Origin of the sequence: Bradyrhizobium sp. SZCCHNRI2009 (genome assembly GCF_032485115.1) — a bacterium.
In the GTDB taxonomy this organism is placed as follows: Bacteria; Pseudomonadota; Alphaproteobacteria; order Rhizobiales; family Xanthobacteraceae; genus Bradyrhizobium.
In genome coordinates, this window is record NZ_JAUEUH010000003.1 from 417,168 (window position 1) to 435,856 (window position 18,689).

The following is an 18,689-nucleotide window of genomic DNA, read 5'->3' on the forward strand; positions in this document are numbered from 1 at the left end:
ACTCACCGATCCGAGATGATCGTCATTCCGGGGCGCGCGTGAGCATCGCCCCGGAATGACGTGCCCAAAGCTACGGCCTTACCCGCGGCTCGATGCCCTGCTCCACGCCCGCGCGCTGCTCGGCGGCGCGTGCCCGCTGATAGCCCTCGCGCTGCTGCAATCGCACCCAATAGGCAGCCACATTCGGCCCAAAATCCTTGGCGAGCCCAAGCGTGTCTGCGAGACGCAATGCATAGCCGATCACGATGTCGGCCGCGGTGAAACGACCCCCGCACAAGAACTCGGCATTCGCGGTCGCTGCCTCCACGGCGCGCAGCCGTCCCAGGAACCACTTGGCATAATCCGTGGCGACCTGCGGCGAGCGACGCTCCTCCGGCTCGAGCTGAGTGTATCGCAATACCAGCGTCTGCGGGAACGTCAGCGTGGCGTCGGAGAAATACATCCAGTTCAGGAACGCGCCGTAGTCCTTTTCCTCAGGCCCGACCATCAGCGGCGTCGGGCCGTGCTTGATGCCGAGATAATGGCAGATGCCCGAGGACTCCGTCATCTTCGTCTCGCCGTCGATCATGAACGGGATCGTGCCGAGCGGATTGATCGCCAGATACTCCTTCGCCAGCACCCGCGGCGGGAACGGCAGCATCTTCAACTCGTAGTTAAGTCGAAGTTCTTCCAGCATCCACAACGGGCGAAACGAGCGGGCGCCGTCGCAATGATACAGCGTGATCATCAGGCGCTCCCGGCTTTGCCGGTGCCGGGCAAAGTCCCCATCATCTTGCACAGGATGGTCAACATGACCTCGTCGGCGCCGCCACCGATCGAGCTCAGGCGCGAATCGCGATAGGCGCGACTGACCGGGGTCTCGTTCATGAAGCCCATGCCGCCCCAATATTGCAGGCAGGCGTCGGTGAGCTCGCGGCCGAGCCGGCCGGTCTTGAGCTTCACCATGGTCGCGAGCCGCGTCACGTCCTCGCCGGCGATCAGCGCCTCCGCGGCCTGGTAGGTCAGCGCGCGCAGCAGCTCGACCTCGGTCTGCATTTCCGCGAGCTTGAAATGGACGACCTGGTTGTCGAGGATCGAGCGACCGAAGGCCTTGCGGTTGCGCGTGTACTCGATGGTCGCGTTGATGATGGACTCATGCGCCTTCAGGCAGGCGGCGCCCGCCCACAGTCGCTCCTCCTGGAACTGCATCATCTGATAAGTAAAACCCTGCCCCTCCTCGCCGATGCGGTTGCGCTTGGGCACCCGGACGTTGTCGAAGAAGATCTGCGCGGTATCCGACGAGCGCATGCCCATCTTGTCGAGCTTGCGCGCGACCTGCACGCCCTTGCTCTTCATCGGCACGCAGATCAGCGACTTGTTGCGATGGACAGGTCCGTCGCTGGTGTTGGCGAGCAGGCAGATGAAATCGGCCTGGGTGCCGTTGGTGATCCACATCTTGCCGCCATTGATGACGTAGTCGTCGCCATCGCCGCGGGCCTGGGTCTTGATCGAGGCGACATCGGAGCCCGCGCCGGGCTCGGAGACGCCGATGCAGGCGACGTAGTCGCCTGAGATCGCGGGCGCCAGGAACTCCTTGCGCACCTCGTCGGAGCCGAACCGCGCCAGCGCCGGCGTCGCCATGTCGGTCTGCACGCCGATCGCCATCGGGATCGCGCCGCAATTGATGGCGCCGAGCTCTTCCGCCATCATCAGCGCGTAGGAATAGTCCAGCCCCTGGCCGCCGAACTCGACCGGCTTGTTGAGGCCGAGAAAGCCGAGGTCACCGAGCTTCTTGAACAGCTCATGCGCGGGGAAGATGCCGGCTTCCTCCCATTCGTCGACGTGAGGATTGATCTCGGCGGCGATGAACTTCTGCAGGATGCGGCGCGGTTCGTCGTGGTCGGCGGAGAAGAGCATGTTTCATTCCCTGTCATTCCGGAGCGATCGCGAGCGACCGAACCGGGAATCTCGATATGGTCTCATTTGACTGAGTCACGCTCGTCATTCCGGGGCAAGGCCGCAGGCCTTGAACCCGGAATCCAGAGATTGCTTTGCGTTCGTTGCAACAACCTCGAGATTCCGGGTTCAGCCCTGCGGGCTGCCCCGGAATGACGCGCGCGGGAGGCACGCGTCACAATCCCATCTGCCGGCTCGCCAGGTCCTTCATGATCTCCTCGGTGCCGCCGCCGATGGCGTTGACCTTGACCTCGCGATAGATCCGTTCCACGCGGACACCCCGCATGAAACCGGCGCCGCCGAAGATCTGCACGGCTTCGGAGGCGCAGTAGGCCATCGTCTGCGTCGCCTGGTTCTTCATCATGCAGATCTCGGCGACCGGATTGTCACCCTGTTCGAGCCGCCACGCCAGCATTTCCAGCATCGCCTGCGATGCCGCCACGCGCTGCGCCATGTCGACCAGCTTATGGCGGATGACCTGGTGCTGCGCGAGCGGCTTGCCGAAGGTTTGGCGCTCCTTGGCGTAGGCAATCGCATCGTCGAGGCAGACACGGGCGTAGGCCGTGCAGCTCGCCGCCATGCCCATCCGCTCGCTGTTGAAATTGTGCATGATCAGCTTGAAGCCCTGCCCCTCCTCTCCGATCAGGTTCTCGACGGGCACGCGGCAGCCGTCGAAATGCAGGGTCGCGGTGTCCGACGCCCACCAGCCCATCTTGTCGAGCCTGGTGCGCGTCAGCCCCGGCGTGTCGCCCGGCACGAGCAGCAGACTGACGCCCGCCGGCCCCGGTCCGCCGGTGCGCACCGCGACCGTGATGTAGTCGGCCCGCATCCCGGAGGTGATGAATGTCTTCTCGCCGCTGACGACATAGTGATCGCCGTTGCGGACGGCCCGGGTCCTGAGATTGGCAACGTCTGAGCCACCGCTCGGCTCCGTGATCGCCAGCGCCGAGATCTTGCGCCCAGCCAGAATCTCCGGCAGCACGCGCGCCCTCACCTGCGGCTGCGCGGCGCGCGCGATCGGCGGCGCGCCGATCGTATGGCTCATCAGGCTGGCGCTGATGCCTCCGGCACCCGCACGCGCCAGTTCCTGCGACGACACGATCTTCATGAACTGGTCGGCCGGCACGCCGCCGAATTCCTCCGGGAAGCCGAGCCCAAGCAGGCCGATCTCCGCCGCCTTCAGATACAGCGCGCGCGGAAATTCTCCGGCCTCGTCCCACGCGCTCGCGAACGGCGCGATCTCCTTGTCGACGAAGCGCTTGATGACGTCGCGGAAGGCCTCGTGCTCGGCCGTGTAGAACGGGCTTTTCGTCATGGCGGTGCCGGGAGCATCCTGCTTCGTGCGCTTCCGAAGATGCGCCGGAAACGCCCGCATCAACTTGCGTGGAGTGGCTGACCGGCAAAATCACCTGCGGCGCGCCCGGTCGGCCCGGCCGGCCTCCCGGGGCCAGCGCCTGGACGCAAGACAGTGCATTGCACACATCTGCCCACTCGTTGCCGTGAGCGGCCTTCCATGGTCGCCATCGCCGCAAGCCAAGAACAAGAACGACAATCACGAAAATTCAACCAGAGGAAGCCCAGGGAATGTTGCCGATGACGACCAGGACACTGCTCTCATTCGCGGCCGCGGCCGCCTTTTCCGTACTGGCGAGCCAGAGCGCGCTTGCGCAAAAGAAATACGACACCGGCGCCACCGACACCGAGATCAGGATCGGCAACGTCGAGGCCTATAGCGGCCCGGCCTCGGCCTACGGCATCATCGGCAAGACCGAGGAGGCCTATTTCAAGATGATCAACGATCAGGGCGGCATCAACGGCCGCCGGATCAACTTCATTTCCTATGACGACGGCTACAGCCCGCCGAAGACGGTCGAGCAGGTGCGCAAGCTGATCGAGAGCGACGAGGTGTTCCTGGTGTTCAACGCGCTGGGCACGCCGACCCAGACCGCCGTGCAGAAATATCACAACGCCAAGAAGGTGCCGCAGCTGTTCCTGGCCACCGGCGCCAGCAAATGGAACGACCCGAAGGAATTCCCCTGGACCATGGGCTTCCAGCCGAGCTACCGCGTCGAGGCGCGGATCTTCGCCAAGTACATCCTCAAGGAGAAGCCGAACGCGAAGATCGCGATCTTCTATGCCAATGACGATTTCGGCAAGGACTACGTCCTCGGCATCAAGGAGGTGCTCGGCGACAAGGCCAAGACCATGATCGTCGCCGAGGAGAGCTACGAGACCACCGAGCCGTCGATCGACTCCCACATCGTCAAGCTCAAGGGCACCGGCGCCGACGTGTTCGTCAACATCTCGACGCCGAAATTCGCGGCGCAGGCGATCAAGAAGATCGCCGAATTGGAATGGAAGCCGATGCATCTGATGACCGACGTCTCGATCTCGATCGGCGCGGTGATGAAGCCGGCCGGCCTCGAGGCGTCCGAGGGCGTGCTGTCCGCCGGCTATCTCAAGGATCCGTCGGACCCCCAGTGGAAGGACGACGAGGGCATGAAGAAGTTCATGGCCTTCATCGACAAGTACATGCCGGGCGCCAACATCTCCGACGCCAACCTCGCCTATGGCTATGCCGCGGCCCAGACCATGGTGCAGACCCTGAAACAGTGCGGCGACACTCTCACCCGCGACAATGTCATGAAGCAGGCCGCCAGCCTCAAGGACTTCGCGCCGGATACCCTGATCCCGGGCATCAAGGTCAACACCGGCCCGAACGATTTCGCCCCGATCGAGCAGCTCAAGATGATGCAGTTCAAGGGCGGCAAGTGGGATCTGTTCGGCGACATCATCAGCGCGGATGTCGGGGGATAGCAGCGTCGCTGCGGCGCCTCACTCGGAATCGTCCAACGGCGCGCCGCATCGCTTGAGCCCCCCTCTCTCTACGCCGACGATCGGCTCCCCTCCCCCTTGGGAGGGGTTGGGGGTGGGGGTCTCCGCACTCCAAAGGCCGTGAAGGGCACAGCGCATTTCGGCGCCGCAACCACCCCCCAGAACAATTCCTTCTCATCACCCCAATACTTCGAGCGGTCTTCGTGGACCCCCACCCCCGACCCCTCCCCGCAAGGAGGGAGGGGAGCAGACTGCCCGTGACGCAACATTCTGCCATCCAAAAACTTCTTGCTATTTTTCCGAATCCATGATCATCTCTCGACATCCCGCCTCACCGCAGAGGGGCGTTGCGCGCGATCGTCACGACACGCGAGGCGGGGATGCGGTGGCCGCGAGAGATCGCAGCGTCTTCTCACGAGGGCGCGGACGAACGATCGCTCGCGGACGTGAAGTCGCAGCGTCCTGACACCCCGAAGCTGGTGTCCAGCGCAATGCGCGCAAGCGCATTGTCGCCATGGTGGCCAACAAGCCGGCGCACCAGGGAGACTGCGTATAAGCGTTCAACCCATCGCGCAGGGAATGCCGGCGTGCTCGGCTTTGCCTGTGGTACCTGCCGCCTGCATTCTTTTCGCAGGCGGGCCATGGGTGAGGCCTTCACCCGGCATTCCCTGCGCCCTCTGCACTTTCAGGAGGGACGAACCGGTCGCATAGCTCGGGCGTCACCCGCCGCGAGACCGTATCTTTGTGCCCCTCTTTCACAATTTCCGAGCGTTGCTGAGGCCCGAATTGCTCGCAACGTTCGCGCTGTTTGAGATGTGAATCCGATCTCCCCTCCCGTCGTCCCGGACAAGCCGTGACGTGCGCCAGCACGTCGCGGCGCCGATCCGGGGCCCATACGCCGTGACGGATGCGATGTGCGAGATGCTCATGACTATCCTGCCTCAACCCACGGCCTGTGGTTATGGATCACGGCGTTCGCCGGGATGACGGGGGTGCGTTGAGGCGATGTCGCCCCCCACATGCTCCGTCATTGCGAGCGAAGCGAAGCAATCCAGGCTGAGTGCGCGACTCTGGATTGCTTCGTCGCTTCGCTCCTCGCAATGACGGTGGTGAGTTTTGCGCCCAACACGTCACGGCACGCCCTGCACGAACAGCGCGAACGGCTCCTCGACCGTCTTGCGCAGGTGCTCGCGATACAGCGGATAGTGCGGATCGTCAGCGCCCAGCCGCCCGAAGCTGGGCTCCACCACGTTGCGCAACGGCAGCAACGCGATCGGCGCGGCGATCGGGGTCAGCAGCGAGCCGCGGCCCGCCAGCAGCGTCGTGATGATGCCGTACATCTCGCCGGTGATGGTGGGACGCGACACCGTGATCAGCCGGTGCTGGCCGTGGCGGTTGGTGACGAGGTAGACGAAGCCGGACTGGTTGGGCACGGCGACCTCGCCGAACTGCGTGAACGCCGCATCGAGCCGCGCGCTCTCGCGAAACACCAGCGACGACGCCGCATCGTCCCAGACGATGTCGGTGCGGTACGCATAGACGGCGTCCTTGTCGCCGAATGACGGCCGCAAGGTGACGTAGGTGCCCTCGATCCACTCCACAGCCCGCCGCGAATAGGAGCCGAGGCTGTCGGGTGCAATGCCGCCGCTTGCGGCAGGTGCGGCGAGAGCTGCGCTCGGCGCCTTGCGCAGGGACATGCCGAGCGCCTGCTCGAGCCGGACGATGGTGGCGAGCGTGAACGGGCGGCGGCCGCCGAGGGCCTTCTCCAGGGTCGAGAGGCTCAGCTTGGCCTGCTCCGCCAGCGCCTGCCGCGACATCCGGCGCCGCGCGATCTCCTCGCGGATGGTCTCCGCGACCTGCCGGCTCTGTTCGTCGGAAAGCTCGCTGTTGTCCGGTATCGACATCCTGTCCCCTGCCGCGTGATGCGTACCTCTTCTAGCAGACGGACAAATCAGCACAAACCCGGACAGATCAGCCGCGCTCTCGACCACCACCGACATGCGCAGGCGGGCGGCGGCCGAACAAGACCGACCATTCCGCTCGCGGCGCTGACGCGCTGCGCTCAGTGTCGGCATGCCGAAATTGTTCGTTGCGGAGCCAATGATGAGCGAGACTATGGACCACGATATCAGAAGCAGCACCCATCCGGTCCGGTCGTGGATCGTGACCATGCTGCTATTCCTGCTGCTGCAGGCCGCCGCCGTGCTGCTGGTCGGCTTCACGGCGCTGTTTCTCAGCGTCACCCCTGGCTGGTCCGCCGAAGGGCCGCTGGCGCCGCTGACCAAGCCGGGCGATGCCCGCTCCGGGGCGCTGCTGTTCAAGAGCGACGCCGGTTACGCCGAGGCGCCGCGGCTCGGCATCGATGTCGATATCGTCGTGTCAGGGCCGACGGCGCGGGCGCGCGTGACGCAACTGTTCAAGAACACGAGCTCGCAATGGATGGAGGCGGTCTATGTCTATCCGCTGCCGCCGGACAGCGCGGTGGACACGCTGAAGATGCTCGTCGGCGACCGCGTCGTGGTCGGCGACATCAAGCCGCGCGAACAGGCCAAGGTGATCTACGAGCAGGCCAAGCGCGACGGCAAGACCGCGGCGCTGACCGAGCAGGAGCGGCCGAACATCTTCACCAACTCGCTCGCCAATATCGGCCCCGGCGAAACCGTGCTGGTGCAGATCGAATATCAGCAGCCGGTGGCACAGAGTGGCGGCGAATTTTCGCTGCGGGTGCCGCTGGTCGTCGCGCCGCGCTACAATCCGGCGCCGATCGTGCAGAGCGTCGATTTGCGCCCGGATAGCAACGGCTGGGGCGCCGCTGCGAACGATCCGGTACCGGACCGCAACCGCATCTCCCCGGAGGTGCTCGATCCGGCCAAGAATGACCCGGTCAATCCAACCAGGATCGCGGTGCGGCTGCAGGCCGGCTTCGCGCTCGGCGAGGTCAAGAGCCACCATCACCAGGTGACGATCGACAGCCCCGATGCGAAGACGCGAGTCGTCACCCTGGCCGAGGGCGTGGTGCCGGCCGACCGCGACTTCGAGCTGACCTGGAAGCCGGCCGCTGCGACGATGCCGTCGGTCGGGCTGTTTCACGAGCAGGTCGGCGACGCCGACTATCTGCTCGCCTTCGTCACGCCGCCGGCGGTGGCTGCAACGGCGCAGCGCCCGCAGCCGCGCGACGTCATCTTCGTGATCGACAATTCCGGCTCGATGGGCGGCACCTCGATCCGCCAGGCCAAGGCCAGCCTGCTCTATGCGCTGGGACGGCTGCAGCCGAACGATCGCTTCAACGTGATCCGCTTCGACGACACCATGACGGTGCTCTTCCCCGCCTCGGTGCCGGCCGATGCCGAGCATGTCGGCAGCGCCACCAGCTTCGTGAGTTCGCTGGACGCGCGCGGCGGCACCGAGATGGTGCCGGCGATGCGCGCGGCGCTGACCGATGATGGCAGCGACAGCGACCGCGTGCGACAGGTGGTATTCCTCACCGATGGCGCCATCGGCAACGAGCAGCAGCTATTCGAGACCATTACCGCAATGCGCGGCCGCTCGCGCATCTTCATGGTCGGCATCGGCTCGGCGCCGAACACCTATCTGATGACCCGCGCCTCAGAGCTTGGCCGCGGCGCCTTCACCCATATCGGCTCGGTCGAGCAGGTCGAGGGGCGCATGCGCGATCTCTTCGCCAAGCTCGAGAACCCGATCGTGACCGGGCTCAGCGCGAGCTTCTCGGAGGCCTCCGCCGATCTCACGCCAGCCGTGCTGCCGGACGTCTATCGCAACGAGCCGCTCGTGCTCGCCGCCAAGATCGACCGTCTCGCCGGATCGCTGCAGCTCAGGGGCCGCATCGGCGACCAGCCATGGACCATCACGTTGCCGCTGTCCGGCGCCGCCGAGGGCAAGGGCCTCTCAAAGCTGTGGGCGCGGCGCAAGATCGGCGACGCCGAGGTGGCCAGGACCATGCGGCAGATGACGCCGGAGGAAGCCGACGGCGCCATTCTCAAGCTGGCGCTGGAGCATCAGTTGGTGACGCGCCTGACCAGCCTCGTCGCCGTCGACAAGACGCCGCGCCGTCCCGACGGCGAGCCGCTGAGGCTCGCCGAGTTGCCGATCAACCTGCCGGCCGGCTGGGACTTCGAGAAGGTGTTCGGCGAGCACGGCCGGGTGCCGGCAATGCAGAACGAGCGCCGCGCTGAGGCCAACGGCGACGTCCAGCTCGCCGCGGTGAAGCGACCGGTGGTGCCAGCGTCGCCCGCGACGATCACCCTGCCGAAGACGGCGACCGATGCCGAGCTGAGCATGCTGCTCGGGTTGGGCGTGCTGATGCTCGAACTGATCTGGCTGGTCGCGATCAGGCGGCGAGTTGCCAACTAAGGAGCACGTCATTGCGAGCGAAACGAAGCAATCCAGGGCTCAGGACCCGACTCTGGATTGCTCCGTCGCTTCGCTCCTCGCAATGACGGGAGGAGAGACAATGCCCCGCTTCCTCATCCCTCTCGCGATAGCACTGATCGGCGTCATCCTGTTCGGCCACGGCGCCTTCATCCACGCCAAGGCCGTTCTCGCGCAAGCGCTGCTCGACCGCGCGTTCAGCCAAACCATCGCTACAGGCCATCCGGTGAAGCCGTGGTCCTGGGCCGACACCGTCCCGGTGGCGCGCATCGAAGTGAAGCGCCTCGGCGTCTCCACCATCGCGCTGGCCGGCTCCAGCGGCCAGGCGCTCGCCTTCGGTGCCGGCCATGTCGAAGGCAGCGCCGAGCCGGGCGAGCCGGGCGTCGTGGTGTACTCCGCGCACCGCGACACGCATTTCCGCTTCCTGCGCGACATCAAAATCGGCGACGAGATCGACATCGTCAGGCGTGACGGCAAGACGTTCCGCTATCGCGCCGACGCCGCCCGTGTGGTGCGCTTCGATGCCTCGGGGATCGATCCAGGGACCGACAGCGCCGAACTGGTGCTGTCGACCTGCTGGCCATTCGACGCCCTGACACAGGGGCCGGAGCGTTATGTGCTGCACGCCACAATGATCGCTGCGGGCGAATGAACACGAGCATGGCCGCTCTTGGGAACCAGGCGACGAATGCCCATTTGTCACCCTGCCGCTCCCGTGGGATGATCCCACGGGCTCAGCAAGGCTCACACCCAAGCGCTTCCGACATGCATTCCCAGGTCCAGTATCTGCCAATCACGCCGGCCTTCTTCGCCATCCTGGTGCTGGCGTTCGGCGTCCTGATCGTCCTGATCCAGCTCGGCATCCTGCGCTACGCCTACATGAAGCTCGGCGTCAGCTCGGGCACCGCGATGCTGCTGCTGTTCGGCTCGCTGGTCGGCAGCTATTTCAACATTCCGATCACCATGCTGCCCGGGCAGGTCGCGCGCTCCGGCGAGATCATCGACTTTTTCGGCATGCAATATGTCGTGCCGCTGGTGCATCAATGGCCCGGCACGCTGCTCGCTGTGAATGTCGGCGGCGCCGTGATCCCGACGATCATGTCGACCTATCTCATGCTGCGCTACCAGCTCTGGCTGCGCGCCGCGATCGCGGTGCTGGTGATCGCCGTGATCATCCACGCGATGGCGACGCCGGTGCAGGGCGTCGGCATCGCCGTGCCGGTGTTCGCGCCGGTTGTCGTGACCGCGATCCTGGCGTTCCTGCTGTCGCGCGAATATGCCGCGCCGCTGGCCTATATCGGCGGCTCGATGGGCACGCTGGTCGGCGCCGACCTGATGAACCTCGACAAGATCGGCAGCCTCGGCGCGCCCGTGGCCTCGATCGGCGGTGCCGGGACGTTCGATGGCATTTTTCTCACCGGTATCCTGGCGGTGCTGCTGGCCGGCCTCGCCGCGCCCTCCCGGCCGGGCCTTGCGCGCTGAGCTTTCAACCGGGAGACATAGCGGCTAAAATCGAGCGAGACAGCAGTGGGCACGGAATGCGCGCGATCAATCTCATCGTGGGAACCCTGACGATCGCGGCCGTCGCGGCCGGGATCAGCGGCGTCCTGATCAAGCAGAAGCATCGCATTGCCGAGCAGCGCAGCATGATGCGCGTCGTGTTCGACGGCGGCTCGGCGGCGGGCCTGCGCAAGGGCGGCCCGGTCAATTTCGACGGCGTGCAGGCCGGGCAGATCCTGTCGATCAATCTGGAAAGCCCGCGCAAGATCGTTGCCATGATCACGCTCGACAAGTCCGCGCCGATCCGCAAGGACACCACCGCCGGCATCGAGTTCCAGGGCCTGACCGGCATCGCCGCGATCTCGCTGGTCGGCGGCGCGCCGACGGCGCCGCCGGTGCCGCTCGATCGCGACGGCGTGCCGGTGCTGACGGCCGATCTCAAGGACCAGGAGACGATGGTCGAGACGGTGCACAACATCGACAAATACGTCGTCAGCAATGCGCCGGCCATCAAGGAGGCGCTACAGAGCTTCGAGAGCGAGACCGCCTCGCTGCAGGCCAAGACCGCGGCGTTCGATTCCGCGATCGACAAGGCCGAGGACATCTTCAAGGGCTTCGACACGCTCGTGACCAAGATCGACGGCGCCATTCCCGGATTTGCCGACGGCAATCCCGGCCAGCTGTTCGACCAGATCAAGTCGATGCGCGAGCTGGTCGACGGCTTCAAGCGCAAATCTGCCAAGGTGATCGACGACAGCCGCAAGACGCTGGTCGACATCAGCGACGGCGCCAACGCGATGAGCGTCAAGTTCGGCGGCCAGCCGGCGGGTCCGGGTCCGCGCCGCGTGCCGGCGTCACGCTGAGGGGCGGACGCGCCGCCCCTCGCGTTCGTTCAGTGGCTGATCATCCAGGGCCGCGCCGTCGGAAAGCCCTTGGCGCCGCTCCTGGTCTTGGTCATCAGCCGCGGCGATTTCTTAGGCCCGCAGCAGCCGCAGCCTGCACCGTGTTTGGCCTTGTACTCGGCCACCGTCTGCGGCGCGTGACGGCTGCGCTCGTTGGTGGCATGCGCCGTGCGCCGCTCCGCCGGCATGCAGGCGAAGGCGGGCGCGGTGAGGATCACGCGCGGCGCCATGTCCTGGCATTGTGGACAGACCTGCGGCTCATCACATTCCGCCATCGGACGCATGTCCGTGAACGGACCGCATGCATCACAGAGATATTCATAGACCGGCATCGTCTCGTCTCCTGCGCAACAATCGTCTCCATCTCACGCGGCGGATGCGGGGCGGCCGATACGCTGCCGTCCCGCACCCATCGCGCAGGGAGACCGCTATTTGTCCGGCGAGATCGGCATCTGGATGTCGCCCTTGATGTGCTTGATCGGACCCGCCGACGACGGCATCACGTCGAAGTCGAAGATCTCGGTCGGCAGCCACAAGGTGGCGCAGGCGTTGGGCACGTCGACCACGCCGGAGATGTGGCCCTGCACCGGCGCGGTGCCGAGGATCGAATAGGCCTGGGCGCCGGAGTAGCCGAACTTCTTCAGGTACTCGATGGCGTTGAGACACGCCTGGCGATAGGCGATGTGGACGTCCAGATAGTGCTGCTTGCCGGTCTCATCGACCGAGATGCCCTCGAAGATCAGGTAGTCGCGATAATTGGGCGTGATCGGCGACGGCTTGAAGATCGGGTTCTTGATGCCGTACTTCGCCACACCATCCTTGATGACGTCGACCTTGATGTGCAGCCAGCCCGCCATCTCGATGGCGCCGCAGAAGGTGATCTCACCGTCGCCCTGGCTGAAATGCAGGTCGCCCATCGAGAGGCCGCCGCCGGGCACGTAGACCGGGAAGTAGATCTTCGAGCCGCGCGACAGGTCCTTGATGTCGCAATTGCCGCCATGCTCGCGCGGCGGCACCGTGCGGGCGCCCTCGGCGCCGATCTTGGCCTTGACGTCGCCCTTGGCCTGGCCGGCATGCGCGGTCGGTGCGAACGGCGGGTTGGCGAGGCCGGGCACGCGGGTCGGGTTGGTGGCGATCAGCGCATTCTCACGCTCGTTCCAGGTGGCGAGCAGCTTCGGATCGGGCAGACAGCCGATCAGGCCGGGATGGATGAGGCCAGCGAAGTTCACGCCGGGCACGTGGCGCGACGAGGTGTAGAGGCCCTTGATGTCCCAGATCGACTTCTGCGCCAGCGGGAAATGGTCGGTCAGGAAGCCGCCGCCGTTTTGCTTGGAGAAGAAGCCGTTGAAGCCCCACAGGCTCTCCTTCAGCGGACCGACATCGAGCAGGTCGACGACCAGGAGGTCGCCCGGCTCGGCGCCCTTGACACCGATCGGGCCCGACAGGAAGTGCACGATCGACAAATCGATGTCGCGCACGTCGTCGGCGGAGTCGTTGTTCTTGATGAAGCCGCCGGTCCAGTCATAGGTCTCGATGATGAAGTCGTCACCCGGATTGACCCACTCCACCATCGGAATGTCAGGGTGCCAGCGATTGTGCACCTTGTCGTTCTCGTAGGCCGATTTGGTCAGATCGACCTTGATCAGTGTGTCAGGCATCAGAAGCTCCCCTTGTTACTTGCTTGCACGGAGTGGTTAGACGGACAGATATTTCGAGACCTGCGCAGCATCGACCTGGTCGCGCGGATCGTCGCGGACGATCTCGCCGTTCTCGATCACCAGCACGCGGTCGGCGATGTCGAGCGCAAAGCTCAGCACCTGCTCGGAGACGACGATCGACAGCCCCTTCTCGTCGCGGATGCGCTTCAGGGTGCGCGCCATCTCCTTGATGATCGACGGCTGGATGCCCTCGGTCGGCTCGTCGAGCAGCAGCACCTTCGGCTTGGTGGCGAGCGCGCGCGCGATCGCGAGCTGCTGCTGCTGGCCGCCGGAGAGATTGCCGCCACGGCGTCCCTTCATCTCCAGCAGCACCGGGAACAGCTCGTAGATGTCGCCGGGCACCTCGGACCCGCCGGACACGACGAGCCCGGTCTCGATGTTCTCCTTCACCGTCATGGTCGAGAAGATCATGCGGCCCTGCGGCACGTAAGCGAGGCCCTTGGCGACACGCTCATAGCTCTTCAGGCTTGCGAGCTCGGCGCCGTCCATCGCGATCGAACCGCTCTTGGCCGGAAGGATGCCCATCAGCGACTTCATCAGCGTGGTCTTGCCCATGCCGTTGCGCCCCATGATCGCAACGATCTCGTTGGGCGCGACCTTGACGTTCAGGCCATGCAGCACCTCGCTCTGGCCATAGGCGACATGGAGATCGGAGATTGCGAGCATCGGATATCTTCCTATGCAAGAGGGAGTGAGACGGCCGATCGAGCGGCATTGGCACTAAGCTCCCTCCCCCCTTGTGGGGGAGGGTTGGGGAGGGGGGGCTCCGGGCGAGACTGCCCGTGTGGACCCCCCCCGACCCCTCCCCGCAAGGGGGAGGGCGGCGCAGCGAGGGTGTGGATCGAGCGATTTTCCGAGCATCGGCTCAGTGCCCCAGATAGACTTCGACGACCTTGGGGTCGTTCTTGACTCGCTCCATCGTGCCTTCGGACAGGATCTGGCCCTGGTGCAACACGGTGACCTTGTGAGCGATGTCCTCGACGAACTTCATGTCGTGCTCGATCACCAGCACCGAGCGGTCCTTGATGATGCGATTCAGCAGCTCGGCGGTCTTGGCGCGCTCGCTGACGCTCATGCCGGCGACGGGCTCGTCGAGCATCAGAAGGTCCGGGTTCTGGATCAGCAGCATGCCGATCTCGAGCCACTGCTTCTGACCGTGGCTGAGCACGGCCGCCGAGGTCTTGAGACGATCCTTGAGGAAGATCATCTCGGCGACCTCCTCGACGCGATCCTTGACTGCGGCGTCACGCTGGAAAATCAGCGAGCCGAAAACGGTGCGACCGCGCGGAAACGAGATCTCGAGATTCTCGAACACGGTGAGATCCTCGAACACCGACGGCGTCTGGAACTTGCGGCCGACGCCGGCCTTGACGATCTCGTTCTCGCGCAGCTTGGTCAGCTCCTTGCCGCGGAACTGGATCGAGCCCGAGGTCGCCTTGGTCTTGCCGCAGATGAGGTCGAGCACAGTGGTCTTGCCGGCACCGTTGGGGCCGATGATCACGCGGATCTCGTTCTCCTCGACATAGAAGGAGAGATCGTTGACCGCCTTGAAGCCGTCGAACGACACGGTGAGCGCTTCAACCGCGAGCAGGAATTCCTTGGGCTGATGACCGATGAGCATCGCTGTGTCCTCACTCTGCGGGGGCGCCGTTGGCGACGAGGCCGCCATTGCCGGATTTCTTGGTGCGGGAGGCCAGCAGCTTGTCGATGCGCGGCTGCACGTAGTCGCCCCAGATGCCGGCGAGGCCGTTTGGGAAAGCGAGGACGACGGCGATGAACAGCGCTCCCAGGCCAAACAGCCAGAGCTGCGGGAACGTCTCCGAGAGGCTGGTCTTGGCAAAGTTGACGAGGAGCGAGCCGTAGACCGCGCCGAAGATCGAGAGCCGGCCGCCGACCGCGGTGTAGATCACCATCTCGATCGACGGCACGATGCCGACGAAGGACGGCGACATGAAGCCGACTTCCAAGGTGAACAGCGCGCCGCCGACTGCGGCGAACACGGCGGCCGCGCAGAAAGCAAAGATCTTGAAATTGGCGACGCTGTAGCCGGAGAAGCGGACCCGGTCCTCCTGCTCACGCATCGCCACCAGGATGCGGCCGAGCTTGGTCAGCCGGATGAACTGGGCGACGAGGATCGCTGCGAACAGGAAGAACACCTCGACGAAGTAGAGGATGTACTTGGCGTGGTCGGTGCGGATGTCCCAGCCGTGCAGCGTGCGCAGGTCGGTGATGCCGTTGATGCCGCCGGTGTAGCCCTGCTGTCCCACGATCAGGATCGTCATGATCGCCGCGATCGCCTGGGTGATGATTGCGAAGTACACGCCGCCGACCCGCCGCTTGAACATCGCAGCGCCGATGATGAAGGCGAAGATCGCCGGCACCAGGATGATCGCGGCGAGCGCGAACGGGAAGCTCTGGAACGGCTTCCAGAAGAACGGCAGCTGCGTCAGCTGATTCCAGTCCATGAAGTCCGGAATGCCCGGCGTCGACTGGATCTTGGTGTTGGCGACGCTGGAGGCTTCCAGCTTGAGGAACATCGCCATGCAGTAGCCGCCAAGGCCGAAGAACACGCCCTGCCCGAGGCTGAGAATGCCGCCATAGCCCCAGCACAGCACCAGGCCGATCGCGACGAAGGAATACGTCAGATACTTCGCGACGAGGTTGAGGCGGAAGATGTCGAGTGCCAGCGGCAGGATGACGACGAGCAGCAGCAGCAGCGAAGCGAAGCCGATGAGCTCGGAGCGGTTGAAGAAGCGCGTGTTGATGATCATGACCGTGCCTTCTGATTCCCTATTCCCTGCGCGTTTCGGCTACTTGCGGACCTTCAGGGCAAACAGCCCCTGGGGGCGCAGCATCAGGATCGCGACGATCGCCAACAGCGTGAGCACCTTGGCCATCGAGCCGGACATGAAGAACTCCATGGTCGACTGCGCCTGGGAGATGGTGAAGGCCGATGCGATGGTACCGAGCAGGCTGGCGGCGCCGCCGAACACGACGACCAGGAACGTATCGACGATGTAGAGCTGTCCGGCGGTCGGACCGGTCGAGCCGATCATGGTGAAGGCGGAGCCCGCGACCCCGGCGATGCCGCAGCCGAGGCCGAAGGTGTAGCGGTCGACTTTCTCGGTGTTGATGCCGACGGCGCCCGCCATGACGCGGTTCTGCACCACAGCGCGCACCTGCTTGCCCCAGCGCGACAGGAACAGCACGTAGGCCACGACGATCGTGATCAGGATGGTCAAGCACATCACGAACATGCCGTTGATTGGGATCTGGATGGCGTCGGTCGCCTGCCAAGAGCCCATCATCCAATCCGGCAACTCGACGCCGACCTCGCGCGCGCCGAACACGGAACGATAGGCCTGCTGCAGGATCAGGCTGAGACCCCAGGTGGCGAGCAGCGTGTCGAGTGGCCGCCTGTAGAGACGGCGGATCATCGCCCACTCGACCAGCATGCCGAGGGATCCGGAGGCGATGAAGGCGAAGATCATCGCGACGAAGAAGTAGCCAGGAAACAACGAGGGCAGGAAATGCTGGAAGGCGTTCGACGTCATCCAGGTGACGTAGGCGCCGAGGATCATGAACTCGCCATGCGCCATGTTGATGACGCCCATCTGGCCGAAGATGATGGCAAGCCCCAGCGCCATCAGCACATAGACCGAAAACAGGATGAGGCCCGCGAAGCCCTGCATCGCGAAGATGGCCCCGAGGTCGCCGATGGAATAGTCACCGAACATGATCCGTCCTCTCGTGATGCCCTGCTGCAAAATGGATCGGCGCCGGCACAGTGTGTCCGCAGCCAGGATCGTTCCCTCCCCCCTTGTGGGGGAGGGCTAGGGAGGGGGGCCTCCGCGCCGAGCTGCGGGTGGGGTACCCCCCTCCCCAGCCCTCCCCCACAAGGGGGGAGGGAGCGCACTTCCCGCGCAGCAGCATCAGCGATCTCATTCGCCTGTTGCTATGAGACGCGACAGATCAGCTCACTGGTAGCCCTTCGGAAACGGATCGGGCTCGACCAAGTCGGCGGTCTCGTAGATCAGCTCATACTGACCATCCGCCTTGGCGCGGCCGACGCGGGTCTTGGACCAGAGATGGTGGTTCTCGTGGATCCGAACGTAGCCTTCCGGCGCGCCCTTGAACTCGATGCCAGGCGAGGCGGCGGCGACCTTGTCGATGTCGAAGCTGCCGGCCTTTTCCACCGTCAGCTTCCACAGCCACGGACCGAGGTAAGCGGCTTGCGTCACGTCGCCGATGACGGTCTTCTCGCCCCACATCTTCTTGAATTCGGCGACGAAGGCCTTGTTGTTCGGATTGTCGAGCGACTGGAAGTACTTCATGCAGGCGTAGGCGCCCGCGATGTTCTCGCCGCCGATGCCGTCGATTTCGTCCTCGGTCACGGAGATGGTGAGCAGCGTCTGCTTCGACATGTCGATGCCGGCCGCCTTGAGCTGCTTGTAGAACGCGACGTTGGAGCCGCCGACGATGATCGCGTAGATCACGTCCGGCTTGGTCAGCTTGATCTTGTTGATGACCGAATTGAACTGGGTGTGGCCGAGCGGGAAGTATTCCTCGCCGACGACCTTGCAGCCCTGCAGATGGCCCTCGATGTGCTTGCGCGCGATCTTGTTCGAGGTGCGCGGCCAGATGTAGTCGGAGCCGAGCAGATAGAAGGTCTTCGCGCCCTTGGTCTTGTTGACCCAGTCGAGGCCGGCGATGATCTGCTGGGTGGCTTCCTGGCCGGTGTAGATGACGTTCTTGGACTGCTCGAGGCCTTCGTAGAAGGTCGGGTAGTACAGCATGCCGTTGTACTGCTCGAACACCGGCAGCACCGCCTTGCGGGAGGCGGAGGTCCAGCAGCCCATCACGGCGGCGCATTTGTCGTTGACCAGCAGCTTCTTCGCCTTCTCGGCGAAGGTCGGCCAGTCGGACGCGCCGTCTTCCTGGATGTACTTGATCTTGCGGCCGAGCACACCGCCCGCGGCATTGATCTGCTCGATCGCGAGCTTCTCGGCCTGCACTGACCCGGTCTCGGAGATCGCCATGGTGCCTGTGACCGAATGCAGAATACCGACGGTGACTTCGCTATCCGTGACTGCAAGGCCGGTGGTGTTGACAGCGGAGGTTGCGGGGCCGGCGCCGAAGGACGGCCGCGGCATCATGGCCAGCGCCGGGATCGCGGCCATTCCCATCAGCAATTGGCGCCGAAGCGGCGACTTCAGGCCCTTTTTCGTTTCGTCTGACATGAGCACCCCATTCATTGGTTCGAGGACACGCGTTGGGTCAGACGAAGGATGGCGCGCTTTGTGCAACGCACGGATACGCAAGATTGCGTATACTGCACCGCAAAAGCGCGACGTAGGCTCTGCGTAGGTCTTGCGAGGGGCAGGACGAGCGTGCGGACAAGCGCTCGCGG

The 18,689-nt window shown here is 64.7% G+C and carries 16 protein-coding genes; 5 read left to right on the forward strand and 11 right to left on the reverse strand.

Annotated elements, in window-relative coordinates; all coding sequences use genetic code 11:
- Positions 1-70: 70 nt before the first annotated feature.
- From QX041_RS13850 to QX041_RS13860, 3 genes are all read right to left on the reverse strand, one after another.
- Complete coding sequence (locus QX041_RS13850) at positions 71-727, reverse strand: glutathione S-transferase family protein (RefSeq protein ID WP_315751149.1); 657 nt, start codon at positions 725-727, stop codon at positions 71-73.
- On the reverse strand, positions 727-1,896 hold the full coding sequence (locus QX041_RS13855; RefSeq protein WP_315717058.1) for an acyl-CoA dehydrogenase family protein: 1,170 nt from the start codon (positions 1,894-1,896) through the stop codon (positions 727-729). Before QX041_RS13855 ends, QX041_RS13850 begins: the two co-directional genes overlap by 1 nt.
- A 214-nt stretch (positions 1,897-2,110) precedes the next feature.
- Positions 2,111-3,250, reverse strand: coding sequence for an acyl-CoA dehydrogenase family protein (locus QX041_RS13860; protein WP_315751145.1), 1,140 nt, complete (start codon positions 3,248-3,250; stop codon positions 2,111-2,113).
- Between the two features lie 269 nt (positions 3,251-3,519).
- Between QX041_RS13860 and QX041_RS13865 the strand changes: the two genes are divergently transcribed.
- Positions 3,520-4,752, forward strand: coding sequence for an ABC transporter substrate-binding protein (locus QX041_RS13865; RefSeq protein WP_315717056.1), 1,233 nt, complete (start codon positions 3,520-3,522; stop codon positions 4,750-4,752).
- Between the two features lie 1,148 nt (positions 4,753-5,900).
- Here the strand turns inward: QX041_RS13865 and QX041_RS13870 are convergent.
- Positions 5,901-6,674 (reverse strand): helix-turn-helix transcriptional regulator, encoded by a 774-nt coding sequence (locus tag QX041_RS13870; protein WP_316165657.1) that lies wholly within the window; start codon positions 6,672-6,674, stop codon positions 5,901-5,903.
- Positions 6,675-6,873: 199 nt separating this feature from the next.
- Here QX041_RS13870 and QX041_RS13875 point away from each other — a divergent pair, with 199 nt between their 5' ends.
- The 4 genes from QX041_RS13875 to QX041_RS13890 all read left to right on the forward strand — a co-directional run bounded on the left by QX041_RS13875 (position 6,874) and on the right by QX041_RS13890 (position 11,522).
- Complete coding sequence (locus tag QX041_RS13875) at positions 6,874-9,141, forward strand: marine proteobacterial sortase target protein (protein ID WP_316165659.1); 2,268 nt, start codon at positions 6,874-6,876, stop codon at positions 9,139-9,141.
- Positions 9,142-9,241: 100 nt separating this feature from the next.
- Complete coding sequence (locus QX041_RS13880; protein WP_316165661.1) at positions 9,242-9,811, forward strand: class GN sortase; 570 nt, start codon at positions 9,242-9,244, stop codon at positions 9,809-9,811.
- A gap of 113 nt (positions 9,812-9,924) precedes the next feature.
- Entirely contained in the window at positions 9,925-10,641 is a 717-nt protein-coding gene (locus QX041_RS13885) for a DUF1614 domain-containing protein (RefSeq protein WP_316165663.1), read from the forward strand.
- A gap of 56 nt (positions 10,642-10,697) precedes the next feature.
- A complete protein-coding gene (locus QX041_RS13890; protein WP_316165664.1) occupies positions 10,698-11,522 on the forward strand; it encodes an MlaD family protein in 825 nt (274 codons plus the stop codon).
- Between the two features lie 29 nt (positions 11,523-11,551).
- Here the strand turns inward: QX041_RS13890 and QX041_RS13895 are convergent, their stop codons facing one another.
- From QX041_RS13895 to urtA, 7 genes are all read right to left on the reverse strand, one after another.
- Positions 11,552-11,893, reverse strand: a complete 342-nt coding sequence (locus tag QX041_RS13895) for a zinc ribbon domain-containing protein (RefSeq protein ID WP_315751138.1) — start codon at positions 11,891-11,893, stop codon at positions 11,552-11,554.
- 96 nt (positions 11,894-11,989) lie between these two features.
- Positions 11,990-13,219, reverse strand: coding sequence for a formamidase (gene fmdA / locus QX041_RS13900; protein WP_315827910.1), 1,230 nt, complete (start codon positions 13,217-13,219; stop codon positions 11,990-11,992).
- A gap of 36 nt (positions 13,220-13,255) precedes the next feature.
- Complete coding sequence (gene urtE / locus QX041_RS13905) at positions 13,256-13,945, reverse strand: urea ABC transporter ATP-binding subunit UrtE (protein ID WP_315751136.1); 690 nt, start codon at positions 13,943-13,945, stop codon at positions 13,256-13,258.
- 199 nt (positions 13,946-14,144) lie between these two features.
- On the reverse strand, positions 14,145-14,900 hold the full coding sequence (gene urtD / locus QX041_RS13910) for an urea ABC transporter ATP-binding protein UrtD (protein ID WP_316165666.1): 756 nt from the start codon (positions 14,898-14,900) through the stop codon (positions 14,145-14,147).
- A 10-nt stretch (positions 14,901-14,910) separates the two neighbouring features.
- A complete protein-coding gene (gene urtC, locus QX041_RS13915) occupies positions 14,911-16,050 on the reverse strand; it encodes an urea ABC transporter permease subunit UrtC (protein ID WP_315751134.1) in 1,140 nt (379 codons plus the stop codon).
- Positions 16,051-16,089: 39 nt separating this feature from the next.
- Positions 16,090-17,016, reverse strand: a complete 927-nt coding sequence (gene urtB / locus QX041_RS13920; protein ID WP_316165667.1) for an urea ABC transporter permease subunit UrtB — start codon at positions 17,014-17,016, stop codon at positions 16,090-16,092.
- A gap of 240 nt (positions 17,017-17,256) precedes the next feature.
- Positions 17,257-18,519, reverse strand: coding sequence for an urea ABC transporter substrate-binding protein (gene urtA, locus QX041_RS13925; RefSeq protein ID WP_315750826.1), 1,263 nt, complete (start codon positions 18,517-18,519; stop codon positions 17,257-17,259).
- Positions 18,520-18,689 lie beyond the last annotated feature (170 nt).

What these genes read in the sequence shown, in the direction of transcription:
- QX041_RS13850 (WP_315751149.1), bottom strand. Translation starts at nt 727, where the DNA reads ATGATCACGCTGTATCATTGCGACGGCGCCCGCTCGTTTCGCCCGTTG.
- QX041_RS13855 (WP_315717058.1), bottom strand. Translation starts at nt 1,896, where the DNA reads ATGCTCTTCTCCGCCGACCACGACGAACCGCGCCGCATCCTGCAGAAG.
- QX041_RS13860 (WP_315751145.1), bottom strand. Translation starts at nt 3,250, where the DNA reads ATGACGAAAAGCCCGTTCTACACGGCCGAGCACGAGGCCTTCCGCGAC.
- QX041_RS13865 (WP_315717056.1), top strand. Translation starts at nt 3,520, where the DNA reads ATGTTGCCGATGACGACCAGGACACTGCTCTCATTCGCGGCCGCGGCC.
- QX041_RS13870 (WP_316165657.1), bottom strand. Translation starts at nt 6,674, where the DNA reads ATGTCGATACCGGACAACAGCGAGCTTTCCGACGAACAGAGCCGGCAG.
- QX041_RS13875 (WP_316165659.1), top strand. Translation starts at nt 6,874, where the DNA reads ATGAGCGAGACTATGGACCACGATATCAGAAGCAGCACCCATCCGGTC.
- QX041_RS13880 (WP_316165661.1), top strand. Translation starts at nt 9,242, where the DNA reads ATGCCCCGCTTCCTCATCCCTCTCGCGATAGCACTGATCGGCGTCATC.
- QX041_RS13885 (WP_316165663.1), top strand. Translation starts at nt 9,925, where the DNA reads ATGCATTCCCAGGTCCAGTATCTGCCAATCACGCCGGCCTTCTTCGCC.
- QX041_RS13890 (WP_316165664.1), top strand. Translation starts at nt 10,698, where the DNA reads ATGCGCGCGATCAATCTCATCGTGGGAACCCTGACGATCGCGGCCGTC.
- QX041_RS13895 (WP_315751138.1), bottom strand. Translation starts at nt 11,893, where the DNA reads ATGCCGGTCTATGAATATCTCTGTGATGCATGCGGTCCGTTCACGGAC.
- fmdA (WP_315827910.1), bottom strand. Translation starts at nt 13,219, where the DNA reads ATGCCTGACACACTGATCAAGGTCGATCTGACCAAATCGGCCTACGAG.
- urtE (WP_315751136.1), bottom strand. Translation starts at nt 13,945, where the DNA reads ATGCTCGCAATCTCCGATCTCCATGTCGCCTATGGCCAGAGCGAGGTG.
- urtD (WP_316165666.1), bottom strand. Translation starts at nt 14,900, where the DNA reads ATGCTCATCGGTCATCAGCCCAAGGAATTCCTGCTCGCGGTTGAAGCG.
- urtC (WP_315751134.1), bottom strand. Translation starts at nt 16,050, where the DNA reads ATGATCATCAACACGCGCTTCTTCAACCGCTCCGAGCTCATCGGCTTC.
- urtB (WP_316165667.1), bottom strand. Translation starts at nt 17,016, where the DNA reads ATGTTCGGTGACTATTCCATCGGCGACCTCGGGGCCATCTTCGCGATG.
- urtA (WP_315750826.1), bottom strand. Translation starts at nt 18,519, where the DNA reads ATGTCAGACGAAACGAAAAAGGGCCTGAAGTCGCCGCTTCGGCGCCAA.